Annotated in this window: 23 protein-coding genes; 3 read left to right on the top strand and 20 right to left on the bottom strand. The window is 28.1% G+C overall.

Going from position 1 to position 22358, the window contains the following annotated elements:
* Complete coding sequence (locus R5397_RS00175; RefSeq protein WP_421623035.1) at positions 1 to 648, top strand: phosphodiester glycosidase family protein; 648 nt, start codon at positions 1 to 3, stop codon at positions 646 to 648.
* On the opposite strand, the gene R5397_RS00180 is transcribed toward R5397_RS00175, so the two are convergent.
* The gene (locus R5397_RS00180) at positions 641 to 1189 is read right to left on the bottom strand and encodes a TDE1717 family outer membrane beta-barrel protein (protein ID WP_421622480.1); all 549 of its coding nucleotides are present in this window, start codon (positions 1187 to 1189) and stop codon (positions 641 to 643) included. The two genes, R5397_RS00175 and R5397_RS00180, sit on opposite strands and share 8 nt — an antisense overlap.
* Positions 1190 to 1267: 78 nt before the next feature.
* Between R5397_RS00180 and R5397_RS00185 the strand changes: the two genes are divergently transcribed.
* Positions 1268 to 1627, top strand: a complete 360-nt coding sequence (locus R5397_RS00185) for a hypothetical protein (protein ID WP_247066121.1) — start codon at positions 1268 to 1270, stop codon at positions 1625 to 1627.
* Positions 1628 to 1802: 175 nt separating this feature from the next.
* Here R5397_RS00185 and miaA read toward each other — a convergent pair whose 3' ends face one another.
* The 9 genes from miaA to R5397_RS00230 are packed head-to-tail and all read right to left on the bottom strand — an operon-like array spanning position 1803 to position 9210.
* Positions 1803 to 2705: a tRNA (adenosine(37)-N6)-dimethylallyltransferase MiaA gene (gene miaA, locus R5397_RS00190; RefSeq protein WP_421622481.1), complete on the bottom strand. Its 903-nt coding sequence runs from the start codon at positions 2703 to 2705 to the stop codon at positions 1803 to 1805.
* Positions 2692 to 2889 (bottom strand): DNA-directed RNA polymerase subunit omega, encoded by a 198-nt coding sequence (locus R5397_RS00195; protein ID WP_247066118.1) that lies wholly within the window; start codon positions 2887 to 2889, stop codon positions 2692 to 2694. Before R5397_RS00195 ends, miaA begins: the two co-directional genes overlap by 14 nt.
* 28 nt (positions 2890 to 2917) lie before the next feature.
* On the bottom strand, positions 2918 to 3454 hold the full coding sequence (gene cmk, locus R5397_RS00200; protein WP_247066116.1) for a (d)CMP kinase: 537 nt from the start codon (positions 3452 to 3454) through the stop codon (positions 2918 to 2920).
* A complete protein-coding gene (locus tag R5397_RS00205) occupies positions 3451 to 4317 on the bottom strand; it encodes a YicC/YloC family endoribonuclease (RefSeq protein WP_421622482.1) in 867 nt (288 codons plus the stop codon). Before R5397_RS00205 ends, cmk begins: the two co-directional genes overlap by 4 nt.
* A gap of 11 nt (positions 4318 to 4328) precedes the next feature.
* On the bottom strand, positions 4329 to 5735 hold the full coding sequence (murC, locus tag R5397_RS00210) for a UDP-N-acetylmuramate--L-alanine ligase (RefSeq protein ID WP_421623036.1): 1407 nt from the start codon (positions 5733 to 5735) through the stop codon (positions 4329 to 4331).
* On the bottom strand, positions 5725 to 6669 hold the full coding sequence (locus R5397_RS00215) for a hypothetical protein (protein WP_421622483.1): 945 nt from the start codon (positions 6667 to 6669) through the stop codon (positions 5725 to 5727). The genes murC and R5397_RS00215 overlap by 11 nt, the downstream gene beginning before the upstream one ends.
* The gene (locus R5397_RS00220) at positions 6647 to 7609 is read right to left on the bottom strand and encodes an RluA family pseudouridine synthase (protein ID WP_421622484.1); all 963 of its coding nucleotides are present in this window, start codon (positions 7607 to 7609) and stop codon (positions 6647 to 6649) included. Before R5397_RS00220 ends, R5397_RS00215 begins: the two co-directional genes overlap by 23 nt.
* 4 nt (positions 7610 to 7613) lie before the next feature.
* Entirely contained in the window at positions 7614 to 9035 is a 1422-nt protein-coding gene (panF, locus tag R5397_RS00225; protein WP_421622485.1) for a sodium/pantothenate symporter, read from the bottom strand.
* The gene (locus R5397_RS00230) at positions 9028 to 9210 is read right to left on the bottom strand and encodes a DUF997 family protein (RefSeq protein ID WP_247066345.1); all 183 of its coding nucleotides are present in this window, start codon (positions 9208 to 9210) and stop codon (positions 9028 to 9030) included. The genes panF and R5397_RS00230 overlap by 8 nt, the downstream gene beginning before the upstream one ends.
* Before the next feature lie 68 nt (positions 9211 to 9278).
* Here R5397_RS00230 and coaBC point away from each other — a divergent pair, with 68 nt between their 5' ends.
* Positions 9279 to 10454, top strand: a complete 1176-nt coding sequence (gene coaBC / locus R5397_RS00235; protein WP_421622486.1) for a bifunctional phosphopantothenoylcysteine decarboxylase/phosphopantothenate--cysteine ligase CoaBC — start codon at positions 9279 to 9281, stop codon at positions 10452 to 10454.
* Here coaBC and R5397_RS00240 read toward each other — a convergent pair.
* From R5397_RS00240 to rbfA, 10 genes are all read right to left on the bottom strand, one after another.
* On the bottom strand, positions 10448 to 11869 hold the full coding sequence (locus R5397_RS00240; RefSeq protein ID WP_421622487.1) for a HEAT repeat domain-containing protein: 1422 nt from the start codon (positions 11867 to 11869) through the stop codon (positions 10448 to 10450). The two genes, coaBC and R5397_RS00240, sit on opposite strands and share 7 nt — an antisense overlap.
* Complete coding sequence (murJ, locus tag R5397_RS00245) at positions 11866 to 13389, bottom strand: murein biosynthesis integral membrane protein MurJ (protein ID WP_421623037.1); 1524 nt, start codon at positions 13387 to 13389, stop codon at positions 11866 to 11868. Before murJ ends, R5397_RS00240 begins: the two co-directional genes overlap by 4 nt.
* Entirely contained in the window at positions 13382 to 14509 is a 1128-nt protein-coding gene (tgt, locus tag R5397_RS00250) for a tRNA guanosine(34) transglycosylase Tgt (protein ID WP_421622488.1), read from the bottom strand. Before tgt ends, murJ begins: the two co-directional genes overlap by 8 nt.
* 17 nt (positions 14510 to 14526) lie before the next feature.
* Positions 14527 to 15594 (bottom strand): LptF/LptG family permease, encoded by a 1068-nt coding sequence (locus tag R5397_RS00255; RefSeq protein ID WP_421622489.1) that lies wholly within the window; start codon positions 15592 to 15594, stop codon positions 14527 to 14529.
* Positions 15591 to 16880 carry an LptF/LptG family permease gene (locus tag R5397_RS00260; protein WP_421622490.1) on the bottom strand — a complete coding sequence of 430 codons (1290 nt, stop codon included), beginning with the start codon at positions 16878 to 16880 and terminating at the stop codon, positions 15591 to 15593. The genes R5397_RS00255 and R5397_RS00260 overlap by 4 nt, the downstream gene beginning before the upstream one ends.
* Positions 16855 to 18372 carry a hypothetical protein gene (locus tag R5397_RS00265; protein WP_421622491.1) on the bottom strand — a complete coding sequence of 506 codons (1518 nt, stop codon included), beginning with the start codon at positions 18370 to 18372 and terminating at the stop codon, positions 16855 to 16857. Before R5397_RS00265 ends, R5397_RS00260 begins: the two co-directional genes overlap by 26 nt.
* Positions 18373 to 18380: 8 nt before the next feature.
* On the bottom strand, positions 18381 to 20534 hold the full coding sequence (gene pnp, locus R5397_RS00270; RefSeq protein WP_421622492.1) for a polyribonucleotide nucleotidyltransferase: 2154 nt from the start codon (positions 20532 to 20534) through the stop codon (positions 18381 to 18383).
* Positions 20535 to 20547: 13 nt separating this feature from the next.
* Positions 20548 to 20814: a 30S ribosomal protein S15 gene (rpsO, locus tag R5397_RS00275; RefSeq protein WP_247066091.1), complete on the bottom strand. Its 267-nt coding sequence runs from the start codon at positions 20812 to 20814 to the stop codon at positions 20548 to 20550.
* A gap of 307 nt (positions 20815 to 21121) precedes the next feature.
* Positions 21122 to 21967 (bottom strand): tRNA pseudouridine(55) synthase TruB, encoded by an 846-nt coding sequence (gene truB, locus R5397_RS00280; RefSeq protein WP_421622493.1) that lies wholly within the window; start codon positions 21965 to 21967, stop codon positions 21122 to 21124.
* 6 nt (positions 21968 to 21973) lie between these two features.
* Positions 21974 to 22336: a 30S ribosome-binding factor RbfA gene (gene rbfA, locus R5397_RS00285; RefSeq protein ID WP_421622494.1), complete on the bottom strand. Its 363-nt coding sequence runs from the start codon at positions 22334 to 22336 to the stop codon at positions 21974 to 21976.
* Between the last annotated feature and the right edge of the window lie 22 nt (positions 22337 to 22358).

Consider the following 22358-nt stretch of genomic DNA (forward strand, 5'->3'; position numbering starts at 1 on the left):
ATCAAGATTAAAAACAAAAATTTAAAGTTCATAATATCAAAACCTATTTATGATACAAAAAATAATAATTACTACTTTAATGGACAAACAACAAGTCAATTTTTACTTTCTAACAAGGTAGATATTGCTATTAACACTAGCCCATATGAGATTAAAGACAATATATTTTACCCTAACGGTTTATACATATATGATAAAAAAATAATCTTCAATGCAAAAAAAGATCAAGGAATAATTATAATCAAAAACAATCAAATAATATTAAATCCCAAGCAAGATGAAATCAAAAATTCTGACTATGGTTTTAGCGGCTTCTTTCCTTTAATCAAAAATGGAAAATACAAAAAAATTTTTAAAGAAAATAAACATCCAAGAACAATAATAGGTAGTGATAAAGGAAACAAACACCTATATCTAATAACGGTAGAAGGAAGAGGCGCTAATAATAGCAAAGGAATCTCGTTAAATGAAGCAATAGATCTATCATTAAGTTATGGTATTAACAACTCTATTAATCTAGATGGAGGTGGTTCAAGCACACTTGTAACAAAATCCAACAACTCTGCTTATAAACTTAATGCTACATCTAACCTTTTTGGACAAGAGAGAATAGTCCCTTTTCACTTAGGAATAAAACTGCCTAACTGAGCAATTTCCAACCAATATTAATTCCAAGAGTAACTTCAGTTGTGAGAGAAGAAAAATTCTTTACAGAAAGAGAAGTAGGTGAAATTGAAAGCATAAATAAAGGTCTAATATAGAGTCCTTTAACTTCAGGAACGAAAAAATCCGTAGCAAATCCTAAAGACAAAAACACCAAATTTTGTCTCTTAGTACTTAAATCAAGTGTATATTTAATCCCAAGAATGGGGAATAATGTTCTAACATATTCCTTAAAAACAATAGGATAAATTCCATAAAGCCCAAAAGCAAAATATCTACTATGATGACTAGATAAAAAAGCATCTTTATAAGAGATATCCAAAATAACATAATTAGCATCAAAGAATAAACTTAGATTTATTCCATTATCCACTCTACTATAATTTTTTATAGATTTACTTATATCACTTTTGCTAGTATAATTAGTAAATTGATAAGCAAATCCCCCTCCAAAAGATAATGGATATGCGAATATTAAAGAACTTGAAGGAAAAAATAAAAATAATAAAAAAATATATTTTTTCATTGATAATCCTTACTCTTTCTAAAGAAACATTATATTATTATATATAAATGTATATCAAGTAACATATATAATAAAATTATGAAAATGAAATTACTATCTTTAATCTCTATAATATTTTTAACATGCAGCAAAAAATCAGAAATTTCTTTAATAAAAAAATTTAACTTACCCAAAAGCAGTATTTTAGGATTTTCAAGAAAAGTAGGAATCATAACAAAAAATTATGCTATCTTAAACAATGTAACTAAAACGGACAATACTAACTATAATTATCTAACAATAATTAGAAAAGACGAAATAGTAAAAATTGAAAAAATAATGCAAAATACAGAAAAATACGGAATTAAAGGCAAATGGATACTAGCAACCTACAAAGGAAAAAAAGGATACATCTTTAGTAAAGACATAAATATAATAGATAATATTATTATTGAATAAACTAAATTAAGTAAACTAATAATATAAAAATGTTAGCTAGTAAAAAACCAACTAACATTTTTATTACTTGTTCTTCTTTTTATGTCTATTCTTTCTTCTCTTTTTTTTTCGCTTATGAGTAGATATTCTTTGTAATTTTCTTTTTCTTCCGCAAGGCACTCTTCATATCTCCTTATTAAACAAAAATTAAATCCAAAATGTCTCTTAAATCATCATCTGGATGAAACCACAAAACATTAGGAATTTTATCAAAAAAAGTCATCTGCCTTTTTACATATAAAAATGAATTTTTAACTATTAAATCTATTATATCATTTAACATAAAATAAGGTCTACTCTTCCACAACAAAAATTCACGATACCCTATTCCTTTAAAAGCCGGTGTTGTCTCATCGTATCCTTTCCCTAATAAACTCTTAATCTCTTCAAGTAATCCATAATCAATCATATCCCCTACCCTAGATATTATTCTAGACTTCATCTCGTCCATAGGCCTTTTCAGGCCAATAGCTAAAATATCCTCAATCATCTGACCTTTTTTTAAAAATTGACTAATTGGAATACCTGTTTGATAATAAACTTCAAGCGATCTTTTAATTCTATAAATATCATTTTCACTGATTGATTCATATCTTTCAAAGTCTACTCTCTTAAGTTCCTCTAAGAGATAATCCTTCCCCCTTGTAATAAAAAGACTATTTACATAAAATCTTATTTCAGAAGAAACAGGCGGTGTACTGGGCAATCCATATTGCAAATGCTTAAAATAAAAAGCCGACCCACCTACAAATACAGGAAGCTTATTTTGATCTCTTAAATTCTTTATTATCTTAATTGATTCTTTATAAAAAATTCCAAGATTATATTCTTTAATCGGTTCCAAAAAATCCACTAAATGATGTTTTATATGAGACCTCAATTCAACACTAGGCTTACAAGACGCAATATCAAACTCTTTATAAACTTGAATAGAATCGACATTAATTACTTCAGCTATACCTTTTGGGAAATTGAATAAAATATCACTTTTACCTACAGCCGTAGGACCAAAAATAAAAACTATTTTATTTTTCTTCAATTGAATACGTAAATCGACCTGTTACAATATCATTAAAAGCCTGACTCACTACTCTCTCATCAGAAATAGCATGTTCTGCTAAAGAAATTTGATCAATAATCTGATCTGTACGAACTATCACTGCCATAACAAGTTCATAATAATTGCCATCAAAATCTTGTATCTCTTTTAAAGGTATTTTCATTTCTCTAAAATCTCCTTAATTTATTTACTTAATATATAAGACCTCTATTCTCTATCTCATCCTTTATCAATTCAAAAACTTTATTTGCAGATTTATCAGTTGTATCAACTATAAAATCAGCTATATCTAAATAATTATCAATATCTATATTATATACAGATAAATATCTCTTTGAATCATTAGAATCTCTATTGAAAGTGCTCCTCAAAATATCAGAATACATACCGCCTTCTCTGTTTATTATTCTCTCTGTCCGAATTTCTATCTTAGCATAAAGATATATCTTTAAATCGGCATTTTTTGCAAGCCAAATTGCAAGACGAGATGCAAGAACTGTATTATCCTCTTTTGAAAGCTCCAATAATTTATTATCAAGATATTCATCCCAATAATGATCATTTCTACCAATGATTTCTTTCTCATAAAACGTATCGAAGGACATATTCTTCTCTCTAGCAATATCATGAAAAGTATAATTAATAAGCTTTAGACCATAATGCTTTGCAAGCATTCCACTAATAGTTGTATTACCACAACCACTCTTGCTAGAAACAGCTATTCTCATTCAATATTCCTTAGATGTTCTTTTATTTTTTCTAAATTTAATTTCATATTTAAAACTAAATTTCTAATATCAAGATCAATGGCTTTGTTGCTCATTGTTGTAACCTCTCTATGCATTTCCTGAACAATAAACTCTAAAATCTTGCCACATACTTCATTTTCAAGATTTTGATAAAAATTATCTATATGTGAATATAATCTTACTATTTCCTCATTAATATCTAATCGAATTGACATTTTAGCAGCCTCTTCTGCAATATTAATATCACTAAAATCATCCATTAATTTTAATAAATTTTCCTTAAGACTTAAGAAAAGTTTATTATTTATACTACTCTGAGCTCCCTTTAACAATTCTAAATCATTCCGTATTAACATAAGAATTGAAATTATATCTTGTTTAGTATTCTCACCCTCAAAAGTTCTACTTTTATCATAATTTAATAAAGTCTCTTCCAAAACTTCCTTAAAAGCATGATAAACCATTTCTTGATTAACATCACCCCCATCAACAATTAAAGCCCCTCTTAGAGATAAAAAATCACTAAGACTCAATTCATCCTTAATGTTTAAATTACTATGCAATAAGCTATCTCTAAGGTGAGAAATAGCTTCAATATAATGAGGATTTAAACTAAAATTAACATTGGGAATCATTTCTTTATACCCTACATTTAAGAAAACATTGCCCCTTTTAACATAATTTGAAATTAAATTCCTTATCTCAAGCTCATAAGCATATAAAACTTCAGGTAATTTAAATTTAAATTCTAAAAACCTACCATTATAAGATTTTAAGTTAACACTAAACATATAATTTGAAACAACTCTTTCTAAGTGAAAAAATCCAGTCATACTTTTCATTCATAATACCTTTACAAAAAATCATGCAAAATAAAATTATTACCAGCTCCCATTGTAACAAATAAATCATTTCTCTTTAACAAACCCTTTATAAAATCAACAGAATCGACTACTTCCTTAAAAAAATAAACATTTTGATTTAAATCTTTAAGAGCAAGAAACAGTTCTTTAGAAAGTTTATTAGGATCAAAATCTTCTCTAACTGAAAGATATATATTATGCAAAATCAAAACATCAACTTTACTTAAAACTTTAACGAACTCACCAAAAAGAACTTTTGTCCTTGTAAATGTATGTGGCATAAAATCTAAAATAATACGCCTACCCTTATAAAAAGTCTTCAATCCCAAAAGAGTACTTTCAATTTCTTTTGGATGATGAGCATAATCATCAAGATATATAACTCCATCTTTTTCCATGATAAATTCCATCCTTCTTTTTATGCCCATGTACTCTTTAGCTATCATCTTTATCCGATCATCAAAACTCCAAACCAATTTTTTACGTTCCTCGAAAAATAACTTTAACGCCAAAAGTGATAATGCAAAATTTAAAACATTATGCATCAAAGGAGACCTTAGTCTAATATCAATACCTCCCAAGAAATCAAACTTCAAAAACTCGTCTATCACTTCAAAATGTTCAATCTTAAAATCAGCTAAAGAATTAAATCCAACACTAAACACTTTAATATCTTTTCTTAAAATTCTATTTTTAATTTTAAGAAAATTAACTTCATCAGCATTTATTATTAATATTCCATTTTTCTTTAAATTATTAATATACTGCAAGAAAACATTCTCAACTGCTTCATAATTTTCAAAAAAATCAACATGCTCATAATCGATATTAGTTAAAACAATCACATCCGGTGAAAAGTGTAAAAAATGATTCCTATACTCACAAGTTTCTGCAATAAATATATTGCTTTGACCAACAAGACTAGATTTATCTCCAAAATCTTTAACACTAGCACCTAATATTACATTAGGCTGTAATCCCAGACCATTAAACAATAGACCCAAGAATGCTGCTGTAGTAGTTTTGCCATGAGAACCTGCAACTCCAATACTATAATACTTTTTAGAAATCTTTCCAATAACCTCAGGATAAGATAGAATAGGAATACCAAGTTCACGCGCTTCTAACAAAACAGATAAATTATCCTTATCATAAGCCGGTGAATATATTAAAATATCATATGATTTATTATGAACCTTGAGTGAAAACTCATAAATATTTTCATAATAAGATATATTATTGCTAATTAATATATCTTCTGTATGAAATTTTAAAGGAACATCGACACCTTCTATAAAATACCCCTTAGCATTAAAAAAACAAGCAAGTGAACAAAGTCCAGAGCCCTTAATGCCTACAAAAAAAATATTACTCAAATTATCCAAGTCAACATTCATCATGCTTTTCCAAATCACCTTCTTGATCATAAAATTTATGTATAATAACATCAATACCAGATATATTAATTACCGTATATTTTAGTACGTTTTCAATAATATAATTTCTAAGCATCTCCGCATCATTAAGTAAATTATTTTCAAGTGGAATATCTAAAAAAAGCTTAAAAGAATAACTGCCCTGATTTTTTTTAATCTTCAAATTATAGACAATATAATTTTCATTATATTCAGAAACACAATGTTCAATAATTTGTCTTACAGCATTTTTAGAAACAGATAAAATGCCACCCTCTTCATGAAAATGAGGCTTTACAATAGAACGAATATAGTTTCTTTTTTTTGATAAAAATCCTTTTCTTTTAAAAAAAACTCGTATTGAATCTAATAATAAATTAGGCTTAATAGACGTTATCTCAAAGGCAGCTGCTGGAACAACATGTTCGCCCATTTGTCTTGAAATTCTTGCCTTTTCTATTTCTCTTTTAGTAGAAATATCTGTTATATAAATAATTTTAGAAGAACTAGGTAAGAAAAGTCTAGAGGTTATTTTATCTATCATTCGAATACTTGTTCCCAATATTAATATTTTATTGAAATTTTCTCTGCGAAGTGCTTCAACAATTTCGTTTCTATGAACATCATCTTCAAAAATAGAACGTCTTATTGCATCAAACATATTATTCTCAAACTTAGCAGAACTCCCAGCAATAATTTTCATATTTTTTATTAAAACACCATCATCAATTATCAAAGGAATAGAATATTTATCTGCTATCAAATGGGATCTAAAACTTTTTCCAGTACCAGCAACACCCACTAAAGAATAAACCTTAATTTTTACAAACTTATGTTTAATAGCAATTGAAATGTTCTTAACTGTACCTAAAATATTTTTAAATGTGCACTTATCAAATAAATCCCTTAAAATCATATACACCAAAAATATTACTTATCTGTTTTAAAAAATCTGAACTAGGTTCAACAAAAAATTCATTTCTTAAAAATAATGACTGGTTAAATTTTATCAAAAAAGAATGTAAAAAGTAATTGGTTTTTACAAATTGAGAATCATATTTTTTATCATTAATCAAGGCATGTCTATTAAATGCACATTGTGCTCTTATTTGATGTGTAAATCCCGTCTTAATTGACACCTCTGCAAGTGTTGAGGACTTAGACACTAAAATTGGTTTAATATCAGTTATAGCATTACATTTATCTATATCATTGATAACAAAAGTTTTTCTTGCAATCTTATCTCGGTATAAGAAATTTTTATAAGTCAAAGGTTTTGTAATCACACCATCAAGTAAAGCAAGATACTTTTTAATAACAATACCACTACTAAATGCCTGACTTAAAATTCTTGCAGAATTTATATTTTTTGCAAAAATAATAAGTCCTGAGGTATTTCTATCTAATCTATGCACAGCTGAGGGTTTAAAACTAAGAGAGCCAAGACTTTCATCTAAAAGATAAGCAGCAATCAAAGTATCAAGTGAATATTTATCCCCATGAACCAAAATTCCCTTTCTCTTATTAATTACAAGCAAATCTGTGTCCTCATATACTATTCTTTTCTTTATATCTCTTAATATAGCAGCCTCATCTTTGACTATTACCCTGTTTAAACTCAAACCCTGAAGTAAAGGTTTATACAAATAAATTTTATCATCCTTAAAAATTCTATGCGAAAAAGAAACCTTTAAATTATTTAAAAGAATATCTCCATTTCTAATATGCCTGATTATTTTAGATTTAGGAAATTTTAAAAATTTTATCAACACTGCATCAAGTCTCTTACCATCGTCATTATTTAGAACATTAATAACACTATATTTACCAACATCCCTAGCATTTAAAGATAACATACAACTAAATTTTACTACATTTTTGACAAACAAAATTAGTTATCAAAAATGAACATACAGAGATAAAGAGCGAAGGAACAATAGGATGAAAATAATAACTACCTACTTTACCATAAAAAACTATGATCAAATAACTTAAAAGTCCCAAAAACTGAGAAATAAAAGCCGATATTTTACTTACAAAATTAAAATAAAGTCCAAAAACAATAATGGAAAAAAATGAAACTTCCAAAGCTCCAATTGCGAAAATATTTAAAAAAAGCAAAAAGTCAGGTGGTTTTAAAGATAAAAAAACTATTATTAACATAAAACAAACATTAGAAATAATAATAATTTTATTAATTCCAATCTTATCACTAATATTTTTACTTAATAACAATATTGTCTTTACAAAAATAGAAGACAGCAAAAGAAAACCTGAATCTATCGTAGACATTATCGCTGATAAGAGTCCTACAAAAAATAATATAAATATTTTAGGATTTAAAACCTTTAATGCTACATTTAAGACAACTTTATCATTTGGTTCTAATTCAGGAAAAATAATAAGAGAAAAAAAACCTATTACATGCATAATAACAACTAAAAATCCTATTACAAAAGTAACAATAGGAAGAGAAAATCTAATAGCTTTCACATCTTTAAATGCTATAAAATTATTAACAAATTGTGGTAGCCCAAATACCCCAATTCCTATTAGTATCCAAAAAGAAATTATATATTCAATTTTCAAATCCAAATTTGACGGTAAAAATAGATCATCGTTAAGATTCAACCGAGCCATCTTAAAAAGATTACTAATTCCACCTCCCAAATCAACCAACCTTAAAAATAATAGTACAGACGCTATGATCATCAAAATACCTTGTATTAAATCCATATATGCTATCATCTTAAACCCTCCCAAGCAAACATATAAAAAAACAAATAGAGAGAAAAAAATAAGAGCATCAGTATAATTAATTTGAAAAAAAACCTCTAAAAGTTTAGCACCTCCCATAAGCTGAGCTGAGATTAAAAACAAAGAGAAAAAAATTATTATCAAACCACTAATAAAAACTAAAGATCGACTAAGATATCTATATCCAATATAATCAACAATATTTATTGCATTAACTTTTTTAGCTTCCAAATTCAATTTCTCACCAATCATGACAAATGAAATTAAACTTGTAGGAATTTGAATAACTGCTAAAAATATAAAAGACAATCCATATCTATAAACAGCCGAAGGCCCTGAAATAAAACTACTAGCACTAACATAAGTAGAAGCAACAACTAATGACATTACAAAAAAATTCAGACCCTTATTTGCAAGAAAATAATTATGTAAAAATGACACTCCTCCCCTTTTTTTTCCTGAAAAGATGCCAAAAGCACAATATGAAATCAAAAAGATAAGAAATAAAAAAAATGCTTTAGTCATTCTTAAAAATAATCATAAAAAAACACACTAATAACAAACTGAAAATAGGAAACAAGATACATGATAAAAAAAACCAAAGAGGAATATTAAATATATCAATAGGAAAGTAAGATAAATAAGCTGATAAAAGCCACCAAATAAATAGAAATAAATATATAATACTTGCAAAAAACACTTTATTTATCAATTAAAAATCCCCTTGAAAATATTAAACATAATTATATTATAATGTATAAAATAAACATGAAGAAACATAAAAATATATTAATCGGGGTATGTGGGGGAATAGCAGCCTATAAATCAACCTATATTATCTCAAGTCTAGTAAAGATGGGATACAATGTCAAAGTTATAATGACAAAAAACGCGACTAAATTTATTACTCCCTTAACACTAGAGACAGTCTCTAAAAACAGAGTGGTTCAAAGCTTGTGGAATACAAGCCATGAAGAAGTAGAACACATAAATTTGGCAAGATGGGCAAATTTAATATTAATTATGCCAGCAACATACAACATCATTTCTAAAATTGCAGCAGGAATTGCTGATGATATTTTAACTACAGTTATATCTGCAAGTACTGTTCCAACTTATTTTGCAATAGCAATGAACAACATCATGTATCAAAACCCCATTCTAGAAGAAAACATTAAAAAACTAAAAAAATATAATTATAAATTTATTGAACCTGATGAAGGATCCTTGGCATGTTCCTTAAATGCTATTGGACGACTTAAAAATGAAAATGATATTTTAAAAATAATATTAAACGCATTAGAGCCAAAATTACCATTAAAAAACAAAAAAATATTAATAACCGCATCCAGAACTGAAGAAAAATTAGATCCAATTCGTTACTTCTCAAATAAATCAACAGGACAAATGGGCTTCAGTTTAGGCATTGAAGCACGAAATCTTGGAGCCCAAGTAACAATAATTACAGGTCCCAGCAATGAAAAAACACCTTATGGAATAAACGTTATTAAAATAAAAACAGCATCAGAAATGTACAAAGAAGCAATAAACATATACCAAGAATTCGACGTTATAATTGGCGCTGCTGCTGTTGCAGACTTTAGACCTGAGAAAATTTATAAGACTAAAATCAAAAAAGATACTATTGAAGACCTTCATATTAAATTCATCAAAAACCCGGACATAATAAAACATATAGGTAAAAACAAAAATAAAAACCAAATTGTTATTGGATTTTGTGCTCAAAAAGATGAAATTTTAATAGAAAAAGCCAAAGAAAAACTAAAAACAAAAAACTTAGACTATATTATTGCAAACGACTTAAAATATTTTGGATCAAGCCTAAACAAAACTTATATAATAGACAAAAACAGCGTTAAAAAACTTCCTGAAATATCAAAAAAAGAAACGGCAACAGAAATTTTAAAAATTTTATATCAATAATTCGTTAAAAGTTTCCTTAAATACTCTGAACGAGTTGTTCTCTTGATCTCTTTAAGCTTACCTGAGAGTAATGCCGATTTATTATAAACAGCACCCTTAATTGCGAGATTCATTAAATCAATATTTTTACTCTCAATGATCTTAGAATAAAAATTATCAAAATTACCCTTCCTAGCTGCAAGACACATGGCAATACTTGTAAGTAACTTCGAAGGTTTATTAATATTTTCCTTTTCCAAGAGATTTAAAGCGATTAAACGTGCAGAATTTACATCTTTATCTAAAAGGTAACTAAACATAGTAAGTTTAAAGTTATTCTCAACACTAAAATCAAACATTATATTTCGTATCTCTTCATAACTAGACCCCATATCTACTAAAGCTTTACCTGATGCTTCCCTGACTTTTAAAGAAGGATCGCTTTTGATCTTATAAATTAATACCTCTTTTGAAGCAATATCGCCATGACTCTTAATAGCCTCAACGGCACTAATCCTAATGTTAACATCAGAATCTCTTAAAAAATCATGTAAAATCTCTTTTGATTTCAAAGATACGTCCCTTGAGAGTGCCTCCACAATAGCAATTTTAATATTATAATTGTTATTATTATTTTGAAGATACAAATCGGCGCTCTCTGTTATTTTCTCAGGCAAAAGATATGATAAAGCCTTAATAGCTGAGGCCTTAATTGCTGGATTTTCATAACTATCAACAGAAATTTCATAAAATCTATCTGCATAATCAACAGCATCAGATTTTCCAAGAGCAATGAGTATTGCCGATTTAACTCCATCATTACCAGAATATTTATCATAAACATTCATCATATCTTTTGAGTATTCAGGAGAAGAAAGCTCACCAAGATAATAAGCAGCAGTAGCCACAATATTCCCTTCCTTATTTTCAAGGATATCAATAAGAGTTTTTTTTAAAGAATCTTTAGTGCCAAATTCCTTAAGATACAAAATTGCCAAATTGATCAAATTGTTAGGATATCTATTACTCTCATAATTATCAAGAATATAATTAGCAGTATCAACACTTCCTGCATATTTAAGTGATAAAAACAAATCAAGAATTGCTAATTTAAGATCAATATTAAAAGTTTTCTGCAATCTCTTTTTAAGCAAAGCATTATATTCACCATCACCTGATTTTTTAAGACTATTAATAATTTCAATAACTTGGGCATCAAGCCCATAAGAAATAACATCATTTACCCGCTTCACATCTAAATTCACATTTTCAAGAACAGGATTTTGAGTATCATCTCTCTTTAAATCATTTTCTATAATATCCTTACCGATCTTATGATCCTGGGACACTAAAGATTTAATTGACAATATTGTCCCTTTAATAGCAAAAATATCAAGTATAATATAAAAGAAAAAAACAAGCTCTAAATACCTCATAAAATCTCCCTACTAATAAACTTAAAAACCTTATTAACACCAAGCAAATAATAACACAGTATTAAAATAACAATACTAATTACGCCTGCAACACTTAATAAGTAAAAATTATTGAAACTAAATCCTATATCCCATTTAAAATTCTTAAAAAGAGTATAAAATAAATATAAGGGAATAAGGGAAATAAATGCCTTAATAAGAGCTACTAAAGATCTAACAAATTCAAGCTTCATTCCCCCCTTAAGTCCAATGAAATAAAAAATAACTACACATAAAGCAAAAGAAATTGATTGTGCAATAGGCAAAATGTCTACCAATTTATAAAATTTAATACCAAAAATTGAGATTGTAATATCAATAGCAGCAAAAAGAAGATTAAAGTAAAGCGGAATTTTTGAGTTACGTATCGAAAAATAATATTTTTGAAACAATCCAAAAATTGAAGCAAATGGTAATCCAATTAAAAAATATTGTAGTACGTTAACTGTCCTTTGAGTATCATATACGGAAAATCTACCCCCTGTAAGTAATAAATTTAGAATAGGACCAGCCCAAATATACATTAAAAATGACATTGGAATCAAAATAAAAATCAAAATATCAATGCCACGATTCAAAATCAAATTTAATCCTTTATTATTGCCTAAAGAAGCATATTCTGCCATCTTAGGAAAAATAACTGTAGAAATAGAGACATAAAAAATTCCAACAGGAAGCTGATAATAAACAATTGCATTACTTAAAACAGAAACACTCCCAATATCCAGAACTGATGCCAAAGCAAATGAAATTTGCTGAGTAGCAATTGCCACTAAAGCTGATATAATCATATGCGCCCATCTTTTTAAAAATCTTAAAAATGAAGAATCATTAAAGTTAAACATTGGTCTATATGTAAGACCAATATAAATACAATTTATCATCTGAAATAAAAATTGCAAAATCCCACCAACAATTACTCCAATAACAGCACTATAGATTCCATACTGCTTATAAAATAAATATATGCTTAATATAATGCTAAAAGAGAGCATAACGGGAGAAAAAGATGGAATAAAAAAAAACTTATAAGAATTTAAAACCGATGAAAATATCGATGATAAGCTTATAAATAACACATAAAGTATTAAGTAGTTAAACATATAACTAGCCAATTCCAAATGACTACCTCTATAAGAAGATATAAAATACATAATTTGTCGAGAAAAAAGAATCATAACGCAAATAATAAGACTAATACTTATAATATTAAAAGTGATAACTCGTCTTAAAAAATCAATAGCATGTTTACTAGATTTTTTCCTCTCATGAGTAAATTCCGGCATAAAAGCTGAAGTCATTGCACCTTCTGAAATAATCTTCCTTAAATTATTCGGAATATTAAAAACATAATTAAAAATATCTGACTCAAGACTTGCCCCAAAATAGTAAGAAAATACCTTAATTTTAATAAAACCCATTATACGTGAAAAAAAAATCGAAACCATAACAATAACTGTTGAGAGAATATCTTTATTCATTAAAATTACCTTCATCATATTTGCTTAAATAAAGTTTTCTAAATTTTGTAAAATCACCATTCATAATTGCATTTCGAGCCTTTTTAATAAGTCTAAGCATATAATGAATGTTATGCTCACTGGCCAACATCACTCCAAGAGTTTCTTCTGATTTGATTAAATGTCTTAAATACCCTCTTGAATACCTTGTACATAAAGTGCAAGAACAATCTCGCTCAACAGGACAAGTATCACAACTAAACTCAGCCCGCTTAATACGCAATATTCCATTATCAGTTAAAAGTGAACCATGCCTAGCAATTCTTGTAGGATTAACACAATCAAAAATATCAATACCATAATATATTGCATCTAATATATAGTGAGGAGTACCAATTCCCATTACATACTTTGGCTTAACCTTAGGTATTAATGAAGAATTATATTCAAGAATTTCTAAGTATTTATCTCTTGGTTCCCCAACAGAAATTCCACCAATTGCGATACCAGGACTATCTAATTCTAAAATCGCCTCGGTACTTCTTTTTCTCAAATCTTTAAAAAAATTACCCTGAGTTATTAAAAATAAAAGACCATCATACCCTTCTTTTCTATTCTCATAAACACGCAATGTACGACGAGCCCAAGAAGTTGTAATATTTGTATACAAACTCGCCTCACTGTAACCAATCCCATAAGAACTACAAATATCAAGCGCCATAATAATATCACTCTCAAAAATTTCTTGCATTTTAAATACACTCTCAGGTGTAAAATAGTGCCTAGAACCATCAATATGCGATTTAAAATCTACTCCCTCAGTCTCAATCTTTCTAAAATTAGCTAAAGAAAATACTTGAAATCCTCCAGAATCTGTCAAAAAATTTTTATCCCAGGCTGTAAAATTATGTAAACTTCCATATTTTTTTATCACATCAATGCCAGGTCTTAAATAAAGATGATAAGTATTTGCAAGCATGAGATTACATCCCAATTTTTCAAGTACATCATGCTTTAAAGCTTTCATTGCACCCAAAGTACCAACTGGCATGAAACACGGAGTTTCAACCTTCCCATGAGGAAGTTCAAGCAGACCAAGTCTCGCATTAGAATTTTTGTCATTTTTAATAATACTAAACATAAAATTTAAAAAACCTACTACTTACACACAAGATTATAAATGATAAAATTAATAATAATAAACAAAATAGTGGGTAACGAACTTGCAACTGCTATAGGCAAATACCCAAGATCTGCTAAAAAACTAAAAACCATAATTGACATAACATACACAACTGCAAATGCAATACTATTTAATAAACTCCATATAAAAATATTTTTTTTCAAAGAAAAACTTACAAAACTCACAGTAAAACTAAGAAGTATTAACCTAAATGAAAAAAATATTCTGCTTAACAAATCAAATAAAGCTTCAGAATAATCTAGCTTTTCTCTCCTAAGAGATCTAATCCAGCTAACAAGCTTTGAAAAATTCAACGTTTTTGACGAAAGCATAACTATTTTAATATATTCAGGCTCTAAATTAATAATCCCCCTACCATCAAGAACTTCATGAAATTTTTCTAACACATCTCGTTCGACCTTAGAAAATTCTCTAACACCATAAAGCCGCCATCTGGAATCAATCCACTCAGCTTTACTTATATCATACCTTTTCTTAAAATTATCATTTTGATCTTTTAAAATAATCATCAAGTTAGCAATAGTATCACTCTCGATATCATAATGCTTAATATTGTAAATTTCTCTTGCAAAATCCCTAATGATTATATTTTTATCATTTGCACCTTGATTACCAACACTATTCTTAAGAAAAGCATCCCTTTTAGCAATAGTATCTATAACTAAATAATTATCAAAAAAAAAGAGCATTACGGAGATAAAAACACTAAGCATAATTATTGATCTTAACATTCTAGAAATAGAAATACCACAACTAAAAAGTCCTATTATTTCGTTTCTCATAGAAAGATTACCAATAAGATTAGAAACGGCAAAAAGAAAAGACAGAGCCAAACCATCTGAAAAACACTTTGGCAAATAAAGATAATAAATATAAACAATATCACTAATACTAAGATTATGATCAAGATAATTAAAAAGATTAACAAATACATCAATAAGCACAATTAAGATCACAAAAAGAAAATTCATAAACAAAAAAGTCAATGATATATTATTCACAAAAAGCTTATCTACTTTCATTTCTTTAAAAGTCTCAAAAAAAGTATCAAACCTGCAAAAATTAACATCACATTTGGTAAGACAGTAATAAGCAAAGGATTTGGAGAATACTGAAAAGTATAAACTTTTCCACCAATAAACATTACCCAATAGAAAACACAAATAAGAATTGAAATCACAAGCTCAAGAATAATAGAATATTTTTTATTTGAATACATGCCCATACCAAAAGCTAAAAAGATAAAAAATAAAACAGACAATGGTAAACTAATTTTTTGATAAAATTCCAAACAATAAAGAGCATAACTTCTCTTAACAATTAGATCTTCATAAGGGCTATAATTTAAACTTAAATTATGCATATAACTTAAGTTTTCAAGAACAGATTCTTCATCTAAAAAACTACTCTTATCATACAAATAATTCAAATAAATATTTGAAAAATTTAAATGCAAAAGATCTTCCTCTAAATCACTTTTCATATTTAATTCTTTAACTAATTTATCTTGCTTAACAATAAGTTTCATAACATCTCTAATACTCATCTGCGATGGTGCAATATAACTTAATAACCAACTATCACTAAACGTTACTTGATCAATTGAATATTTCATCCGATCAGCATAAAAATAGTCATAAAACCCACTCTCATCCTCTGTTAAGGCAATTGATAAAACATCATTCAAAATAAAATATACCTGATAATTTTCTTTTTGAATATTAAGTTCCCGTGCCATCAATATTCTGTCATAACCTTTAAGTCTAGTATTATCAAAAAAAGTAACATTTTTATACCCCGTTTCAGATTTTTCTCCTGATACAAATATTAAATCTCCATACTGTTTGCTTGAATAAGGCTTTAATATCAAATGAGGTATTTCTTCTTTGATTTCATTAAAAACTTTCAACCTACCAATAGAACCAAGGGGAAGTAAAAAATCGTTAGCAATAAACGAAATAAATGCAATAACTACTCCTAACTTAAAAAATGGAACTAATAAATCAAAAACAGATATTCCAATTGATCTAAAAGCCAATATTTCATTATTAAGTTTAAATCTATAAATGGTAAGTATTACTGAGAGTAAAGCCGCAAAGGGAGGTGAAAGAGCAATTATCGTAGGAAGTGAATATATAACAAAAATAAAAGCCTTTAAAAACGGAACATAGTTTTGAAGAAGTATTCTCATAAAAAAAAGTATTTGGTTTATGAAAAAAACAAAGAAAAAAAACAAAAAAGTAATTAAGAAATACTTAAAAAATTCAATAATTATGTAAGATTCATAATTGTTTTTTAATACTCTCATTTACAAAAACCAAACCATTATTTAAAGTCCCAAGTACAACATAATCATCAAAATTTAAAATTTTTACTAAATTTAAACTAATAAGTCCATCACTAGGACCTAAATAATCCCAACTATCATTTACTGTATCATAAATTAATAAACCATGTTCAAAAGTTGCAAATAATAACTTATTATCCCTAATCTCCATATCAAGAAAATATCCAATGCTAGGATCATTGTTAACATTATATTTTATATATGTATTATTATCTAAATTTAATCTAAAAAGACCTCCTCCATAAGTTCCAACGTAATAAACACTATCATGCTTCTTTATAAAATTAATATTTCTCTCACTATCTACTTTGCTAAAAAAATTTAAATGTTTAATTTTATTAAAATTAGTTAGATCAATGCTATAAATAGACTTATCCATTGTTCCTACTAATAACAAATTTTTACGCTCATCTAAATACAGTGATGAAATCTTATTAGAACCAAGTTTGATATAAGTCCAATCACCCTCATCGGAGTAAAACCATAGTCCAGCATCTAGAGTACCAACAAAAATTCCATCTTTAGCACCCAGTAAAACTTGTATACTATTTAAATTAACATTTAAAGGTATTTTAACTTTTTTAATAGCCCCTTCCAAATCATCAATATAATAAAGAGCATTATTCCCACCAACGTATATAACTCCTTTATGCTCTGCAAATCCTTTAAGTCCATTTAAAACGATACTTTTTTTATCTTTAATATAAACCTTATATTTATTATTTTTAATATCATATCTTAAAAGACCACCAAATATGTTTGAAACAAAAATATTACTCCCTAAAACAAACATATCAAAAATACTATTATCTAAAAATCCTAAAGCTTCTAGATTTAAATAATTTATTCCAAATTTATTATTCAAGAAATTATAAATTCCTAAATCATAGCCTGACTTAAGAGAAGTTTTATCAATATCCTTTAATGCAGAGATTGCACCTACTTTATCCTTAACAAAATATTTTAATTCAGCAATCCTAAGACTAGCATGAGAATTTTGATAATCTTTTAAAAAATTATCAAAATGATATTCAGCTAGATCATAAGCGCCTATGTTATAATTCATATAACCAAAAAATAAATTGGCTTTAGCAATTAATTCTTTATCATAATTTTTCTCATCAGTTACTATTTTATTCAAATAGTAACTGGTCATGCCAAAATTTTTTCGGGCATAACTCTCTCTAGCACTTTTAAAATAAGAATTATCCTCTTTTAAAAAAGCATCACTTAAGAAAAAAGATTCATCATCTCTAAGACCCAATAAATGACTTTTTCTATTAAGATCTAACTCATCAATATCAAATTCATCAACATTAAATTTTTGAATATGATCGACAAAATTAGAAGATAAATCAACATCTTTACTAGTCAAACATGAAAAAAATAAAAATAAGCTCACGAAGATAAGCTTATTTTTAAAAATATTATTTATATGATCTACAAATCTCATAATATTTACTAATCTCTAACTAATTCAAGTTCAATCTTACCAAACTTATCAATATCAGATATTCTAACCTTAACCATTTGTCCCTCCTCTAATCTTGGAGGACGCATAGCAAATGTATTCCTACTATCTCTACCATATCTAGAATATCTACCACTGCCATATCTGGAATGCCTCATATCACCATATCTATCATCCCTTGATTTTAGTCGATTACTTAAAAATCCTTCTTTGGTAGGAGTAAGCTCAATAAAGGCCCCAAAACTGTTAATCTTTTTAACAATCCCTTCATAAATCTCACCAATTTTAGGTTCTCTTACAATACTCTCTATCCTTGCCTTAGCTTTTTGCATCTTTAAGCTATCAGTCCCAAAAAGAGTAATCCTACCATCTTGCTCAATTTGCACCCTAACCTCAAACTCATCTGTAATCGCTTTAACTGTCTTACCAGTAGACCCAATAACAAGAGAAATTTTATCAATATCAATTTGTAACTGAATAATCTTAGGAGCATCAACAGATATATCATCTCTTGATCTTGAAATTACAGAATCCATAATAGATAAAATATGCATTCTTCCAACTCGTGCCTGTGCAAGAGCATCCTTCATCAACTGCTTTGTAACATTTGAAATCTTAATGTCCATCTGAAAACCAGTAATTCCATTCTTAGTTCCTGCAACCTTAAAGTCCATATCGCCCAAATGATCCTCTTCTCCAAGAATATCACTTAAGATAACATACTTATCCCCCTCACTAACAAGTCCCATAGCTATTCCTGCGACTTGCTCCTTAACAGGAACACCAGCGGCCATTAAAGACATACTCCCAGAACACACTGTAGCCATTGATGAGGATCCATTTGATTCTAATATCTCAGATACTACTCTAATAGTATATGGAAAATCATCTTTCTTAGGTAACATAGCTTCCAGAGACCTTTGAGCTAAATGACCATGCCCAATCTCACGTCTGCCAGTCATAAGTCTACCTGTCTCACCAACAGAAAATGGAGGAAAATTATAATGAAGCATAAAATTAAGACGCTTATCACCATCAATATCATCCATTATCTGCTCATCAATACTTGTACCTAAAGTCGTTACAGCCAATGCCTGGGTCTCACCTCTTGTAAAAAGAGCAGAACCATGTGTTCTTTTCAAAAGATCAACTTCGGCAACAATATCTCTTATCTGTGTAGGATTGCGCCCATCAGTCCTAAGATTATCTTCCAGAATTGATCTCCTAACGATTGCTTGCTCAAAATCATCAAGAGCTTTATAAAAAAGAGTTTCATTCTCTTCATCTACCTGACTTACAGAAGAAAAATGCTCATAGGCTTTTTGCTTAACCAATTTTATAGCCTTATCTCTATTAAGCTTTCCCTTCACAAAACAAGCATCTTTAAGTTCAGAATAAATAAAATTTTTAAGTTCAGCCTTAAATTCAAATACCCTTTCTTCATAAGCAAGTGGTAATTTTTCTCTCTCACCTACTATAAGTATAAATTCCTTTTGAAGATTACAAATTTGTTTAATATATTCATAAGCTTTATCTATTGCAGCAAGCAATACTTCCTCGCTAACCTCATTAGCACCACCTTCAACCATTGTAATACCATCCAAACTGCCCGCAACAACAATATCTAAAATAGAATCTTGTATCTCATCAAAAGAAGGATTTACTATAAACTCATTATTTAAATAAGCTATTCTAACAGCCGCAATTGGACCATTAAACGGAATATCTGACAAAAAAACTGCCGCAAAAGCAGCATTCATCCCAACAATATCAGGAGGATTCATCTGATCTGTAGACAAAGTCGTTGGAACAACCTGAATTTCTCTACCAAATCTCTTATCAAAAAGCGGCCTCATAGGTCTATCTATTAATCTAGAAACAAGTACTTCCTTGTCTTTTGGTTTACCTTCTCTTTTAATAAACCCTCCAGGAATCTTTCCAGCAGCATAATATTTTTCATTATATTCAACAGATAAAGGAACAAAATCCAAATTTTCACGAACTGAATCTGAACAACATACCGTAGCAAGAACAGTAGAACCACCATAAGTAGCAAGAACCGCGCCATTTGCTTGCTTAGCCAATAAGCCTGTTTCTAAAATTAAATCTTCCCTTCCTACTTTTAACTTCAAAATTTTTCTCAAAATTAACCCCTTATTACTTTCTAAGTCCAAGTTTAGCTATTAAGATTCTATAAGCTTCCAAATTTTTCTTCTGATAATATCTTAACAAATTTCTTCTCTGCCCAACCAACTTTAATAAACCTCTCTTAGAGCTATAATCTTTTTTATTGCTCCTTAAATGCTCTGTTAAATACCTTATTCTATCTGTAATTAACGCTATTTGCACTTCAACTGAACCTGTATCATTTGGATTTTTACCAAACTCTGTAATTATTTTTTGTTTTTGTTCTTTACTAACCATAAAAGTGACTCCTATACCATCATAACAAAGCCTAAAATAGACCTTTTTGCTATAATTAAATCTTCAAAGTAAATTATAATATTTTTTTATTCAAATAACAAAAACAAACCGAAGACTTTTTTAACAAGTTGCATAAAATACCAATCAAATCAATTAAGCTAATTCTCAATCGTAATTTCAGCATAATCAACCCTCTCTTTAAAAAATTTTCTATTTTAATGTTATTTGTAAAAAGTATTACAATAAAAACTAATGGTCTTATTCTTAAAAAGACTTATACTACTAATTATTTCCCGAAAATCAACTATCAAAAAATAATAACATACTTATATTTATTCAAACCAACGCCATAAACTACTGCTAATATCTCTTCATTGCTAGACTTCAAAATCTTAAATTCACCAACACTAATCATAACATTGATATAAACACCATTCTTGACAAGCTTAATCATACTATTATCAACATAAAATTTTTCAAAAAGCCCTAAAGATTCTAAACTCATTAAAGAATTGCTAGTGAAATCTTCGCAAAAACAAGCACTATCTAATCTAAAATCCCCAATCTTAATTCTCTCAAGGCTCTTAACATAAGCACATGACCCCAAAGACAATGCCAAATCTCTTGCTATACCTCTAACATAAGTTCCCTTAGAGCATTTTATTCGTAGCTTCAAAATACGAGAATCAACATTATAATTTAAGATCTGAATATCATATATATTGACTTTCCTAGACTTAAGATTGAAAGACTCTCCACTAAGAGCTAACTTATAAGCTCTTTTTCCTTTAACATGCACTGAAGAAAACTTAGGTGGAATTTGATAAATCTCACCTAATAAAGACTTAATGCCAAGGGTTAATTTCTCTAAACTTGGAATATAATTTGTAGTATTTACTACTCTACCATTAGGATCAAGAGTATCAGTTTCAATTCCAAACTCAAACTCTGATATATATTCTTTATCTAAAGATATAATATAATTTGAAAGTTTAGTGTACTTACCAACTAAAACAACCAACAGACCACTTGCAAACTTATCAAGAGTACCTGTATGTCCAACTCGACTTGTAGAAAAATATCCCTTTAAAGGATAGAGGGTATTACAAGACGTTATTCCAATTTTTTTATTTAATAAAATAATCCCATTCATTTAATTTTATTGTTTTTCACTAAAACTTAAATTTTCAATTATCTTATTAACATAAAAAGCCTTAGAAATAGTATCATCTCTTAAAAAATTCAATTTTGGAGTATTTCTAACTCTAATACGTTTAACAATTTCTCTTTGAACAAATCCCTTAGCATTATTTAATGCTTTAATAGCATTATCAAGCGATGCACCTTCTTTAATAGAACCAATAAATACCTTGGCATTTATCAAATCGTTTGAAATTTCAACTCTCACAACAGTTAAAAATTCATGAACCCTAGGATCTTTAATTCCTTTTGATACTATTAAATTACTAATCTCTTGAACTAATAAACTCTCAAGTTTTGACTTTCTTATCTCTTTTTCCATACATAAAAACAATAAATCAGAT

Origin of the sequence: Borrelia sp. MN22-0132, assembly GCF_049201035.1 — a bacterium.
GTDB lineage: Bacteria > Spirochaetota > Spirochaetia > Borreliales > Borreliaceae > Borrelia > Borrelia puertoricensis.